The organism is Herpetosiphon giganteus, assembly GCF_016907925.1.
Taxonomy (GTDB): domain Bacteria; phylum Chloroflexota; class Chloroflexia; order Chloroflexales; family Herpetosiphonaceae; genus Herpetosiphon; species Herpetosiphon giganteus.
Genome location: NZ_JAFBCZ010000042.1, coordinates 1 through 13488, shown reverse-complemented (window position 1 = coordinate 13488; position 13488 = coordinate 1). Strand labels below are relative to the sequence as shown.

Genomic DNA, 13488 nt, shown 5'->3' with positions numbered 1-13488 from the left:
TGAGGCTCTGGGCATTTGGCGATAGGCTATAGGCTCTGGGCTTTTGGCTGTCATGAATTGTCCGCAAACCAGAGCCTATAGCCCCATTCTCCTCTGCGCCTCTGCGTTAAGCTGCATAGCGTTTTGAGACACGAATTCCACGAATTTCACGAAATAGACATCCTTCGTGCACTTTGTGTTCTTCGCGGTTTCAATAGCTCACCCTTCGTGGATCAATTATGTTCTATGCTCTTACTTAATCGTTAGCGGTAAAAATACTTGATACCACAACGAGCCGCTTTCGACCGCGCCCATATCGCAGGCAGCGCCCACAAAGCCCGCCAACCCACGTTGATCGCTCATGGTGGAGCTTGAACATGAACCAGCATCAATCGATTCGCTATCGCTGCGTGGCAAATAGGTCGGAGTTGGGCCGCCATACCAGCCTAATGGATACAAGACTGGCCAGGTATTTGGTTTATTGCCATTAATCGTTTGCGTGCCACAAGTTGCGTCGCTCCATAAACTGAAACTCATGCTTGGCACTTGGCTGGCATAGCCACATTGATCGCCTGTCGCGGCGTGATTGCCCATAATAATGCTGTTGTTGACGGTAAATTTCGTGCCAGCATGATACAGCCCGCCGCCAGCACCCTCAGCAGTATTGGCAGTCATCGTCACATGATCAATCCCAATTGTGCCATTCGGGCGATTGTTAAGCCCAGCACCACGCGCAGCATTGTTTTTGGCGATGGTGCTATAGCTGAGCGTTGCCGTTCCATAGTTATCAAGCGCTCCGCCATCACCTTCGAAAGCATCATTATTGATTAAGGTTGAGCGTTGAATAATGATGCTGCCGTTATTGGTAAGACCGCCACCAGCCAAGGCCGATAAATTCAGCTCAGCAATACTTTGGGCGAATGTTAAGCCAGCATTTGGCGCAATATATGCTCCGCCACCCTCGTGCACACTGAGATTCGATTGCAATGTACTGTTGAAAAATTCAAACACACTGCCTTCGCGCAGATACATGCCGCCACCTTTGCCAGCAGTATTGCCCCAAATGCGCCCATATTGAAACACGCCATGGCTTTGGCGCAACACCATGCCACCGCCAAAATCAGTATCTTCTTGGCCTTGCAACTCGTTTAAATCAATAATTGTTTGGCTCATGTCAAAATTTGCTGACCAGAGTTCAAGCCCAGCGCCTTCACTTTCAGCCTCGTTATTAATAAATCTGCTATTGCGAATGATCAGATTGCCAGTGTTGAAGCTCAGGCCGCCGCCGCTACCACTCGATTGATTGGCTTCGATCTGGCTATCAATGATGCTCAGGTTGGTATGTTGCGAGCCAATTGCGCCGCCAAACTGGCTGGCTCGATTCTCGCGCAACGTCACGCGATTGAGGCTCAGGTTGGTATAATCGCCACTCCAATTTGGCTCGGCAAAAATCGCCGCGCTATGCTCAGCAAAGCCATTGCTCAGGGTGATGCGCTGAATTTCGACTCGCGCTTGTTGGCTGATCCAAAAAATGCGCGTGGTATTGCCACCAGAGAGCGTAATCGTGCCGCCGCCATCAATCACCGAGCCATCGTGCAACACTTTTTGGCTGCTGAGCACAATCGTATGTGGATTCGAACCGCAATTAAAGCTTAGCGTACCACCAGGCGCTTGATCGCCGGGGTAGAGCAGAGCCAAGCCAGCATCAAATGCGGCTTCGCTACAGCTAGCAGGCGTGCCCGTGCCAACCACAACGCTATCGGCGGCAACAGGTTGGCTCTGCCAAAATTGGGCCAAACCAAGCACGATCAATCCGCTTAATAAGATTTTTTTGCGCCGTAGCATCGCTGTTGCTCCTTTTGCATTCAAGTGATAGCAACAGCATAGCAAACTGACAGTCGCAAAATTTGACATTTTCTACCAAGCGTTATTCAAGGCTTGGGTTCGTGGGTTGGCTCAGGCGTTGGCGCTCGTCTTTCAGCCCAACTCCAGTTAAACGTCGTTGACGCGCTTGGCCCAACAAATAGACCAATAATTCGCTGGCTGAGGCATAGCTCAGGCCTTGGGGGTGAATGTTGGAGATGCAGTTGCGCTCTGCATCGTTACGGCCACGCTGCGGCGCATAAGTTAAATACATGCCCAAACTATCGGCAACGCTCAAGCCAGGCCGCTCACCAATTAGAATCACGACCAACTCGGCACGCAATAATTCGCCAATCTCGTCGCCAATCGCCACCCGCCCTTGCTCAACTAGGCTCAACGGAGCCAGCGACCAGCCAAGCTCGCTCAATTGGGGCTTGATTAGTTTGAGCAATGGCGCAGCATGGCGTTCAATCGCCACCGCCGATAAGCCATCGGCGACTACCAAGGCTATAGTCGCTGGTGCAGACTGTAATGTCTCAAGCTGTTGGCGCGAATCAGCATCCAACATACGGCCCAAATCTGGCCGCTTGAGATAGCTAGCGCGATCCACGGCTGCACTTTTGAGCCTGAGAATGTGCGGGAATTCAGCCTGCACTGCGCTAGCCAGCGCCGCAAAATCAACCTGGGCATGCACCGCATCACGCGCCAAAGCATGATCTTGTTGAAAAGCCAAATGGGCCTTGGTTGGCAAGCCATCGCCAACCCGACCAAGCCCAATCCGCGCATTGGTGAATTGGCGCAGGCGTTGCCAAAGTTGCTCGCTTTCTGGTTGTTCGGCCATTACCAGCCTCCTAGTTGAGCAGCTGATTGCAATAAACGATGACGCTCATTGGCAATCAATAATCCTGCTTGATCGACGATGCCAAGCTGTTGCAGCCATGCTTCAAACTCTGGCGCAGGCCGCAAACCCAAGCTGCTTTGCACAAACCGAATATCATGATATGAGGTGCTTTGATAATTCAGCATAATATCATCAGCACCAGGAACGCCCATCACATAGGTGCAGCCAGCGCTCGCCAACAATACCAGCAAATTATCAATATCGTTTTGGTCGGCCTCGGCATGGTTGGTATAGCAGGCATCGCAGCCCATCGGCAGGCCCAACAATTTAGCACAAAAATGATCTTCCAAGGCTGCACGGGTAATTTGCTTGCCATCGTAGAGATATTCGGGGCCGATAAAACCCACGACCGTATTGACCAACAACGGCTCAAAAGCCCGCGCCACAGCATAGGCCCGCGCCTCGCAGGTCTGTTGATCAACGCCATGATGCGCGTTGGCCGAAAGCGCACTGCCTTGGCCAGTTTCAAAATACATCACATTATTGCCAATTGTGCCACGCCCCAACGAACGCGCTGCTTGATTGGCTTCATTCAAGAGTGCCAAATCGATGCCAAAACTGCGGTTGGCAGCCTCGGTACCAGCAATCGATTGAAACACCAAATCAACCGGAGCGCCACGCTCGATCACTTGCAAGGCGGTGGTGATATGGGCCAACACACACGATTGCACGGGCATGGTATAGCGCTGACGCAATTCATCAATTAAATGCAATAAGCTGGTCATAGCTTGCGGGCTATCGGTCGCCGGATTGATGCCAATCACCGCATCACCGCAGCCATACAACAAGCCATCAAAAATCGCCGCCGCAATTCCCTGCGGATCATCGGTGGGATGGTTGGGCTGCAAACGTGAGGAAAAACGGCCTGCCAAGCCCAAGGTATTGCGAAAGCGGGTGATGATTTGGCATTTTTTGGCAACCGCAATCAGATCTTGGTTGCGCATAATTTTGGCCACTGCTGCCGCCATTTCAGGCGTAATGCCTGCTGCAACCGCCGCCAATTGCTGGCTGTCGGTACGATAATCAAGCAGCCACTCGCGCAAACCACCAACCGTCAGATGGCGAATTGGCGCAAATGCCTGTTGATCATGGCTATCGATGATCAAGCGGGTAACTTCATCTTCTTCGTAGGGAACCACCACTTCGTTGAGAAACGTGGTTAATGGCAGATCGGCCAAACACCATTGCGCCGCCACTCGTTCCTCTGCATTGGCAGCGATCAAGCCAGCCAATGCATCGCCCGAACGCTCAGGGGTTGCCTTGGCCAACAGGGTTTTGAGCGAATCAAATTGATAACGGTTTTGGCGAATTGTATGCTGATAGATGGTCATAACCAGCCTCCTACAGCGCGAGAATGGTCAATTATGGCATTCTTTTGGAGCAGTTGCAATTGCGCTGAGGGATCAGGGGTTAGGGTTCAGGGGGCAGGCAACGAAACCACGAAGAGCGCGAAGAACGCCAAGGATTGATGCGTTGAATATTTGTGAATAGGGTTCAGGGTTCAGAAATGCAACCAGCAATAAAGAGAATGGAGCTTTAACGCAGAGGCGCAAAAAAGAATGGGGCTATAGGCTAGCGGAAGTTTATTCGTGCAATTCGTGGAATTCGCGGCTAAAAAAGCCTTCGCGCTCTTCGCGGTTTCAGCATGAAGGATCAGGGGTCGGGGTTTGGAGATCGGTCGCCCTCATGTGTCAATCACCTGTTGCCAATCCCAATGATTGTCCGCTAGCCAAAAGCCTAGAGCCAATAGCCTTCTCCTCTTCGTGCGCTTCGCGTGCTTCGCGGTTTCGGCCCTTTGTGTTCTTCGTGGATCAAAACGCATCAGCAAGTTCTCAGTTATTAATTGATTTTAACAGTTATACTTAATTGCATGAGTAGGGTCTTTTAGTTGTTGAGGAAGTTATGATGAACCGATTGTGGTTACGATCAAGAATCGTGATCGTTGTTGTGGTTTTAGGGCTGCTAGCGGGCTATCTGCCGCTGCCAAGCTTCGCCAACTCGCCAACACCTGCCCCAAGCACGCTGCAAGCGGCCTTTGATCAGGCTGCTGCCGAGTTTGATGTGCCAAGCGAATTGTTGTTGGCCTTGAGCTACAATCTTTCGCGCTGGGAGCAGCATTCAGGCCAGCCAAGCACCAGCGGCGGCTATGGAGTTATGCACTTAACCCAAATCGATCTTGGCCATTGGCAGGCGAGCAAAGGGCTTGATTGGGCTGAGCCATTCAAGCAGCCTGCCGAATTTCAAACCCTTGCTCGAGCAGCTAAATTGATTGATCAACCAACCAGTGCCTTGATCAACGATCCAGTGCAGAATATTCGTGGTGGCGCGGCGCTCTTGGCTGAATATAGCCGCAGCATCAACCCCAAACTGCCAACCAACCTCGCTGATTGGTATGGCGCAGTGGTTTTGTTTAGTGGCAGCAAAGAGCGTTCAACTGCCTTTGCCTTCGCCGATCGCGTCTATCTAACCCTCCAACAAGGCGTAAGCCGCAGGCTTGAAAATGGCGAACAGCTGAGCCTTGCGCCAAGCGCAGTTACGCTCAATCGCCAAAGCGCCGCCAATTTGCCACTCTTGCAGGGCGATGATTTCCCATTGGATTGTCCAGCGACGCTTGATTGCGAAGTGGTTCCTGCTGCCTATGCCTTGAACAATTCCGATGATCGTGGCGATTATGGCAACTACGATTTAGCCAATCGTCCAGCTGATGGCTTGGATTATCGCTACATTTTGATTCACGACACCGAAATTACCTATACCCAAACGATCAATGTCTTTCAAAACCCATTGACCAAGGCCTCAACCCACTATGTCGTTCGCGCCAGCGATGGCCACATTGCCCAAATGGTCGAGAACAAAAATGTGCCATGGCATGCAGGCAATTGGGATGTGAACGGCCATGCGATTGGGTTGGAACACGAAGGCTATGCAATCGAAGGCGCAAGCTGGTATAGCGAAGCAATGTATCAAGCTTCGGCCCGCCTCACGCGCTATCTCGCCGACAAATACCAAATTCCGCTTGATCGCAGCCATATTATTGGCCACGATGAGTTGCCCGGCCCGCTACCACAGCATCAAGCAGGCATGCACTGGGACCCAGGTCCGTTTTGGGATTGGGCGCATTATATGGATTTAGTGCGTGGTGGCCCCGCCCAAATGAGCAATCCCGACCCACAATTACTAACGATCAATCCTGATTTTGCAACCAACATGCCAGCCATGACCTACTGCTACACCAGCAATGATTGTCGCGCAGTGCCAACTCAAAGCGCTAATTTTGTCTATTTACACACTCAGCCTAACGCCAACTCGCCATTAATTACCAATCAATACATTGGTTCAACGCCAACCCACGCCAACAACTGGGCCAATAAAGCGGTTACTGGCCAAACCTATGTTTCGGCGGGGCAACAAGATGCCTGGCAAGCAATTTATTTTGGCGGCCAAAAGGCCTGGTTTCATAACCCAAATGGCGTGAACACCACTGCTGGCCAAGGGCTAAAAGTTCGACCCAAAGTTGGCCAAGCCAGCATTCCAGTCTATGGGCGGGCCTATCCTGAGGCTGCCGCCTATCCACAAGGCATCACGCCGCAAGCAATTACGCCAATTTACACCCTGCCTGCTGATAATGTGGTGGTGGCGACCAAACTGTACACCAGCACCTACTACTCGTCGCCAGTCTACACGCCGACGCTTGATCCACGTTCGCACGTCGTGGTAAGCGGCCAAACCAAGTATTATCAAATTAATTTCAATCATCGCTTTGGCTTTGTCAAAGCAAGCGATGTTGAAGTGCAATCAAGCATCATCAGCTTAACCACGCCACAAACTGAGCAAGGCAGCATCAGTGGCAACAGCATCACCTACACGCTAACCTTGCGCAATCTAAGTCAACAAACCGTGCCAATTAGCCTCAGCCTTACGGGCAATACCTGGCCAACGACGCTCACCAGCGCCGTGCCAAGCAGCCTTGGGCCAAACGCCAGCCAAACGATCACGCTGCGCGTCGATCTACCAGCAGGCCAAAACCCGAGCAGCGATCAAGTTTGGGTTAAAGCGCAAACCAGCGCCGACCCCCAACGCAACGCAGTCTTGCTGCTGCGTTCGCGGCTTGGCATTCCGACCTTCTTACCAGTAGTTGGCAAATAAGCAACAAAAGAGCACCCATGAGAATTTTCATGGGTGCTCTTTTTGCTTAAATGCTGGTTATTGGGCAGCTTCTCCAAGTTTACCATCGTGCATTGGTAAGATCCGTTGTGCAGCAGCACCAACGACCGGATCATGGGTCACGATCAAAAAGGTAGTGCCAGCTTGATTGATCGCGTGAAATAGCTCAAGGATATGGTCACGATTATGGCTATCTAAATTGCCAGTAGGCTCATCGGCCAAAATAATCGCCGGTTTGGTAACTAAGGCGCGCGCAATTGCAGTGCGTTGCTCTTGACCACCGCTTAATTCGCTAGGCATATGCTGGATACGCTCAGCCAAACCCACCTGTTCAAGCACTTGCGCCGCGCGTTTGCGGCGCTCTGGCTTGGATACGCCAGCATATTTCAATGGCAAAGCCACATTATCCAAAATAGTCAATTCAGGTAAGAGATTATAGGCTTGAAAGATAAAGCCAACTTGGCGATTACGAAATTGGGATAGCTGCGCATCATTCATTTGCGCAATATCAACTGGGCCATAATTAATACAGCCACTGGTTGGCGTATCAAGCCCACCCACCAATTGCAATAATGTTGATTTTCCGCAGCCTGATGAACCCATAATCGCCAAAAAATCACCAGCTTCAATCTGTAATGACACATGATCAACAGCTACAACTGAACTTGAACCTTTGGAGAATATTTTGGCAACCTTATCGAGTTGAATCACATGGTCCAAAATCAATTCCTTCCCTATCAATTATTGAACATTGATCGCGCGCGTTGGGGGCAGATTGGCCGCCCACCATGCAGGTAAAACGCCAAACGTAGCACCAATCAGCAAGGCGGTAACGCCAGCGACACCCAGCAAATGCCAAGGCATCGTTGGTGGCCAACCCAGCTGGGTTTGTAACACTCGTGCCAGCAGGAGGCCAATCACACCCCCAAGCAGCGCAGCACCCAAACAGATCTTGATTGTTTCAGTCAAAATTTGGCGTAAAATGGTCTGTTTGGTTGCGCCAACTGCTCGCCGAATCCCGATCTCACGTGCCCGACTCAGAATGCTAATAAAGGTGAGATTCATCAAGCCAACGCCACTGATCAATAAACATAAGCTTACCATCAGGCCAGCTAGCAAATAAATCTGGGTTCGTTGTGCTAAAAGTTCTTGGGTTATGCCTGCTGGCAAAATGAGATTTGGCACGCCCTCAGGATGCCGAGCAGCCAAAAATTGTTCTAAGCGCTTGGCTGCTTGATCAAGATCAGTCGTCGCGGGAATCTGCACCAAAATTTCGCCGTTGATCAGATACATATCTTTGGGAAAGTAGCTTTGAGGGTCATCGATCGTTGGATTGATATTACTCTGCAATGGTGCGTAGACAGCCCGCGGCGAGAAGCCTTGCGCAATCATCAATGGCCATGAATCAAGGCCAGCCAAAACCCCAACCACTGGCAGATTGCGCCATTGTTTCAGATCACAAACATTCGCCAGTTTGCGTTCTTTAGCAATTTCAAGCGCCCGATCATAGCCCAAAACAATCACCTGACGGGCCTTGGTTTCTTCCTCGGCATTCAACCAGCGTCCACACGCCAAAGAAATTGGCTGCAAATCAGCTAGATTCGCACTTGCCTCAATCACGGTGTACATTGGTGAGCGTCGCCAAGCAACCTGCCAAGCGGGAAATTCGGCCTTAACTGCGGCATAATCTTCATGGGTTAGGTAGATCGCAGGCTTAAACGGCTCCAAGCCAGATGTCCATGAGACTGCACTGATTGTTTTCGCACCTGTGCCACCAAGAATTTGATCGATGCGGGCGACCAAGCCGCTGCGTAAACCTAAAAGCATAATCAAGGCAATGATGCCAAGCATCACATTAGCCCCACCAACCAACCAGCGATGTTTGGCCAATGTCGTGCCAAGTTGCTCACGAATCATTGCACTTGGGGCTGCGCGGAGCAAATACCAACTCGTTAGCCCAAACGAGCCAGCTACCATCGCCAGCATTACGAGGCAACTCATCGCCAGCGTTTGTACGTCAAGCAACGGAGCAATGCCACTTAAGCGCGCAAAAAAACCTTGGCTAATCCAAGCAAGGAGCAAACCACTCGCAACACCTACCCCACCAATCAATAAGCCAACGCCAATTAATGAGCGAAACAAGCGAACTTTGGTTGCCCCGAGGCTGCGTTGAATGCCCAAGCTGCGGCGTTTCAGCACAATTGCCAAATAACTACTAATGCCAACCGTGCATGCCATCAGAATCAGGGCAATTGCCACAATCCAGAGGAAATTACTGTTGACCAGTTGTTGTAAATCACGCATTTGGGCTTGCTGATAGCTTGCTTGTTCACTTTCAACAACAACCCGCCAGCCTTCAGGCAAATTTTCAGCTAATTGCGTTTGTAGTTGGCGTATTACTGCAGCTTGTTGGCCAGCCTCTGGCTCGACGACAACACTCGCCAAATTTGTGGGTAAACTATTGTCAATCAGAAAAATAGTCGTATCAAAAGCGCGATCAAAGACGTTACGGGCTGGATTCACTGGAGCCAATACCCCAGTTACGGTCAAGCTGTAACTATGGCCTAAGCCTGAAGTTGCGACCCCAGGATGCATCTTCGCAACTGTCGGAAAGGCCCCTGGTGGCGGCGTATTAGGGTCTGAGCTAAGCACCTGCCCAATTGGTGATTGCTGAGGAAAGAAATATTCAGCAAGTTTTGCACCGATCACCACATGGTCTGTTGCTGAATCAAGGCTGCCAGCAGTCAATGGTAGTTTTTGAACCGTAAAAAAATCGCGTGGAACCCGTTGGACTGGCAAATTAATCGTGCCATTAATCCCAAATGCTTGAGCATAATTTGACCAAGCAACACCCTTGATGCCGGGGACATTGTTAAGCTGCTGAATATCTAAATGCGCGGGCTGGAGTGTTGCCATATTCAGGTCAACATACGAGCCAGCAAAAGGACTTGTCAGTAAATCAAGCCCTTCGGGCTTCAAGCGATTAAGTTCGTCAACCCCAGCATTGACCGAATCAGAGGTAAGAATCACGGTAATTCGTTCGCCTACTGCTCCATCAACAAGTTGGTGATATTGCAACTCAATCCCACGATACATGCCGATCAGCAAGGTTAGCAAACCAGCTGCCAACGCAATGCTCAACACGGTTACTGACAAGCGAATCGTATTCAGCGACTTCAATGAAGCCATAATACTACCTTCTATAAACAGACTCTACCCAATTTATCAGAAAAAGGTAGAGTCTGTTTAGGCTATGTTATTGAGGGCAAGCTGCTACACAGCTTCCATAGACTGTATCACCTGGAGCAGTTAAACATTGGCGTGAACCATCGTTGCAATTCCACCAATAATAATAAGCATCCTTGGTTCTAACTTTACCACCTGAACATGCAACGCAGGTTCGGACAGAACCACAGCTTTCAGTTGTTTTCGTACAAGTAGCATTAGTAGCAGCGGACGTATCTTTGACTGCTAATGCCATGCCTAGCGCGGCAACTCCTCCTCCTGCTTTCTTGAAAAAACTTCGACGCGATAAACTTACTGCAGCAGCTTCGGTAAGCTGATCAAGAACCGATTGCGTATTGGCTTTAGATTTCCGATTAAACCAACCCATAAATGAACCTCCTCAATATATCGTCACATGCAAGTCGCACGAAACGCCACGTTAATTCACCTACCAAAGCAAAAATTATGCAGGAAGGGCTACTTGGGGTAAAGAAAATCCTACATGTTGGTTCGTAATTTTTGCGGTAGCATCAACAGTAATAATGGTAGGGGTCGAATAAATACCCCATACTCGACTCAAAGAATCTGTGGTATCACAATAGAAGGATAGATTCTTCGAATCAATGCTATATTCTTCTAAAAGATCTTGAAGTGCTCGATTATTACTCATACTGATAACAATCGTTTTTTCAACTCCTAAATCTAGTGGATCATTATCTGGGTTATCTGCTAAATATTTGATCAGGTCGCGGCAAGGCGCGCAGTGCGTGCTAATGATAATAATTGCAGTTTTTTGATCAACGTGCGCTACTAAATCAAACGCTACGCCTTGTATCGTAGTAACTGTTAGTGGCTCAACTTGTTCATTTATTTCATACTTGGATATTCTTGTATCAGGTTGTACATTCTTTTGTTCTATTCGCTGATAAAGAGTACCCATATTACGCATAATACTCATCATAACGAAGCTTAAGCCTATTAATAAAACCCACATGGTAATATATGATACTAACCAAAAACCACTCATATACGCTCCTAATTATTACTAAACCCATGAATAAAAAAAGAGCTTCCAGTTTCGATTAATTTAAGTATCAAAAATATACTTACTAAAATACCCATTGTTAGGAATAAGGTAAGCGGATTAACCAGTATGCGAGTCAGGAGAGGAATGATTGAAGATTCGTTGACGACTTGGAATTGATCAAAGATCCCAATGAGAAAGGCTATCAGACTTAACAAACAATTGCGGATCAGTAAACCCCAACTAATCTGCTCGCTGGCAGAGGCTCCTTTACAGCCGCATGATACTCGATTACCCCGCAAAAGGTTAATACCAATTGCCACAATAAAGATAATAAGCAGCAGGCTAAGTAAATATGCTGAGATGAAATGACCAATACCCAGAAGCAAACATATTGGTAAGATCAATTCAGCAACAGGAATAGTTACAACAAATAGCCATACGATAGGTACTGGAACGATTTGATATTGTAATAAGGCATGCTTAAAATTCGTCAGATTAGACAATTTACTCAAAGCTGAAGGTAAAAAAATTATGAGGAGTAGAAGCTTAAATATCAAAAAAAGAACAATAGAAATCGGAAGTTCAATCATATCATCCTCTCTCTCAAAGAAGAATTTATAGTGATATATTTTCCCAAATCAGAAGCTTATATCAAAATAACATTAATATTTCATCCTGTCAACTAGTTATTGTTTTTAGTGCTAGCATTGTTATACAGATGACCCTATAACAATGCCAGCTATTTCTAAAACTTAACCGGCAGTTCGATCATACCGCGAATCAGCATGCCAGGCCGCCAAATCAGGTCTTGGGCGGGCACGGCCAAACGCAAGTTTGGCAGCCGTTGCACCAACGAATTGATCGCAATTGCACCTTCAAGGCGAGCCAATGGCGCTCCCAAACAATAGTGAATACCATGGCCAAAGGCAATGTGGTTATGCTCGCTGCGCGTAATATCAAGCTGATCAGGCTCGACAAAATAGTTCGGATCACGATTCGCCGAGGTAATTACGGCCAGCACTTGCTCACCACGCGGAATTGTTACCCCAGCGAATTCCAGATCTTCGCGCGCCCAACGCAGGGTTGAGGTTTCGACCGGGCTATCGAAGCGCAGCAATTCTTCGATGGTGTTGCGAATCATGTCGGGATTTTCGCGCAGCAATTTCAATTGTTCAGGATGTTGCAACAAGGCCAACATGCCATTGCCAATCAAATTAACTGTGGTTTCGTGGCCTGCAATCAACAAGAAGAACACCAACGAAAACATTTCTTGCTCGGTCAGTTTATCGCCAGCTTCTTCAACTTGCACCAAGGCACTAGTCAAATCGTTAGTGGGATTGGCCCGTTTGATCGCAAATAACTCACGCAGATAATTGCCAAATTCTTCCATCTCACCCGCCATGCGCGTAAAACGATCTGGCGAGGGATCGACAGTCACAACCAAGCCCGACCAATAGCGAAATTTCTCGCGATGATCCAAGGGAATGCCCAACAATTCGGCAATCACGGTCAACGGCAAGGGAAAGGCATAGGCTGTGAGCAAATCGGTGCTGCGTGGACCAGCCAGCATGGCATCAAGCAATTCATCGGCAATTTGCTGAATCCGTGGCCGCAGTTGCTCGACCAATTGCGGTGTAAACGCTTTATGCACCATGCCGCGTATCCGCGTATGATCAGGCGGATCGATCGCCAACAGATGTTTGAACAACAATTGAACGACTGGCGGCATCACGGGCATGAGCTTTTGCTCTTCAGGGGTAAGCACTTTGCGCCAATTCTTAATAAAACGCGGATCTTTCAGCGCAGCCTTAACATCTTCAAAACGGGTAATCATCCATAAACCACGGCCATCGGGTAGGGTAATGCGGTGAACAGGGGCTTCGGTACGGAGTGCAGCATAGGTTGGGAAGGGATCTTGGACGAATTGCTGATTAAATACCTCTGCATAGGTCGAATGGATCATCGATCCTCCTCTACATAGGACTAATCCATTGCCTTATCTTATGCTGCTTTTAATAAAGATCAAGTGGGCAAATTGCCTAAAGTTATGGATTTGGATGCCCTCACCCCAACCCCTCTCCCGCCCAGCGGGCGAGGGGCTTTTATTCCGTGGTTCTTGCACGATTCGTCGGTAAAAATGGGTGCTTCCCCTCGCCCGCATCCAGTGGGAGTTAATCAAAGCCTCAATATGCCAAACCACACCCATGTACTGGCGGCTCCCCCTCGCCCGCATCCAGTGGGAGAGGGGGCTGGCTTACAAGGGTAGGTAGTTAATCGATGCGATGTACAAACGGCAGAGAATCCGCGTATACTGGACGTGTCAGCAGCC

General features: G+C 49.0%; 10 protein-coding genes. 1 reads left to right on the top strand and 9 read right to left on the bottom strand.

The genetic code is table 11. From position 1 onward, the window contains the following. Window positions 1-231 precede the first annotated feature (231 nt). From JOD20_RS24305 to JOD20_RS24295, 3 genes are all read right to left on the bottom strand, one after another. Window positions 232-1824: a choice-of-anchor Q domain-containing protein gene (locus JOD20_RS24305; RefSeq protein WP_204757766.1), complete on the bottom strand. Its 1593-nt coding sequence runs from the start codon at window positions 1822-1824 to the stop codon at window positions 232-234. Window positions 1825-1906: 82 nt separating this feature from the next. Further along, window positions 1907-2683: an ethanolamine ammonia-lyase subunit EutC gene (eutC, locus tag JOD20_RS24300; protein ID WP_204757765.1), complete on the bottom strand. Its 777-nt coding sequence runs from the start codon at window positions 2681-2683 to the stop codon at window positions 1907-1909. Beyond that, complete coding sequence (locus JOD20_RS24295) at window positions 2683-4074, bottom strand: ethanolamine ammonia-lyase subunit EutB (protein WP_204757764.1); 1392 nt, start codon at window positions 4072-4074, stop codon at window positions 2683-2685. The genes eutC and JOD20_RS24295 overlap by 1 nt, the downstream gene beginning before the upstream one ends. 604 nt (window positions 4075-4678) lie before the next feature. Between JOD20_RS24295 and JOD20_RS24290 the strand changes: the two genes are divergently transcribed. Further along, window positions 4679-6889: an N-acetylmuramoyl-L-alanine amidase gene (locus JOD20_RS24290; RefSeq protein ID WP_204757763.1), complete on the top strand. Its 2211-nt coding sequence runs from the start codon at window positions 4679-4681 to the stop codon at window positions 6887-6889. A gap of 57 nt (window positions 6890-6946) precedes the next feature. Here JOD20_RS24290 and JOD20_RS24285 read toward each other — a convergent pair whose 3' ends face one another. The 6 genes from JOD20_RS24285 to JOD20_RS24260 all read right to left on the bottom strand — a co-directional run bounded on the left by JOD20_RS24285 (window position 6947) and on the right by JOD20_RS24260 (window position 13122). After that, window positions 6947-7618, bottom strand: a complete 672-nt coding sequence (locus JOD20_RS24285) for an ABC transporter ATP-binding protein (protein WP_338034212.1) — start codon at window positions 7616-7618, stop codon at window positions 6947-6949. A gap of 30 nt (window positions 7619-7648) precedes the next feature. Continuing rightward, complete coding sequence (locus JOD20_RS24280; RefSeq protein WP_204757762.1) at window positions 7649-10096, bottom strand: ABC transporter permease; 2448 nt, start codon at window positions 10094-10096, stop codon at window positions 7649-7651. A gap of 67 nt (window positions 10097-10163) precedes the next feature. Then, a complete protein-coding gene (locus tag JOD20_RS24275) occupies window positions 10164-10520 on the bottom strand; it encodes a hypothetical protein (protein WP_204757761.1) in 357 nt (118 codons plus the stop codon). A gap of 75 nt (window positions 10521-10595) precedes the next feature. Further along, window positions 10596-11159 carry a TlpA family protein disulfide reductase gene (locus JOD20_RS24270; RefSeq protein WP_204757760.1) on the bottom strand — a complete coding sequence of 188 codons (564 nt, stop codon included), beginning with the start codon at window positions 11157-11159 and terminating at the stop codon, window positions 10596-10598. Window positions 11160-11167: 8 nt separating this feature from the next. After that, a complete protein-coding gene (locus tag JOD20_RS24265) occupies window positions 11168-11749 on the bottom strand; it encodes a MauE/DoxX family redox-associated membrane protein (RefSeq protein WP_204757759.1) in 582 nt (193 codons plus the stop codon). Window positions 11750-11904: 155 nt separating this feature from the next. Continuing rightward, window positions 11905-13122, bottom strand: a complete 1218-nt coding sequence (locus JOD20_RS24260) for a cytochrome P450 family protein (RefSeq protein ID WP_204757758.1) — start codon at window positions 13120-13122, stop codon at window positions 11905-11907. Window positions 13123-13488 lie beyond the last annotated feature (366 nt).

Excerpts from the sequence above, each read along its gene's own strand:
- JOD20_RS24265 (WP_204757759.1), bottom strand. The coding sequence starts at position 11,749 with ATGATTGAACTTCCGATTTCTATTGTTCTTTTTTTGATATTTAAGCTT.
- JOD20_RS24305 (WP_204757766.1), bottom strand. The coding sequence starts at position 1,824 with ATGCTACGGCGCAAAAAAATCTTATTAAGCGGATTGATCGTGCTTGGT.
- JOD20_RS24260 (WP_204757758.1), bottom strand. The coding sequence starts at position 13,122 with ATGATCCATTCGACCTATGCAGAGGTATTTAATCAGCAATTCGTCCAA.
- JOD20_RS24280 (WP_204757762.1), bottom strand. The coding sequence starts at position 10,096 with ATGGCTTCATTGAAGTCGCTGAATACGATTCGCTTGTCAGTAACCGTG.
- JOD20_RS24270 (WP_204757760.1), bottom strand. The coding sequence starts at position 11,159 with ATGAGTGGTTTTTGGTTAGTATCATATATTACCATGTGGGTTTTATTA.
- JOD20_RS24275 (WP_204757761.1), bottom strand. The coding sequence starts at position 10,520 with ATGGGTTGGTTTAATCGGAAATCTAAAGCCAATACGCAATCGGTTCTT.
- JOD20_RS24295 (WP_204757764.1), bottom strand. The coding sequence starts at position 4,074 with ATGACCATCTATCAGCATACAATTCGCCAAAACCGTTATCAATTTGAT.
- eutC (WP_204757765.1), bottom strand. The coding sequence starts at position 2,683 with ATGGCCGAACAACCAGAAAGCGAGCAACTTTGGCAACGCCTGCGCCAA.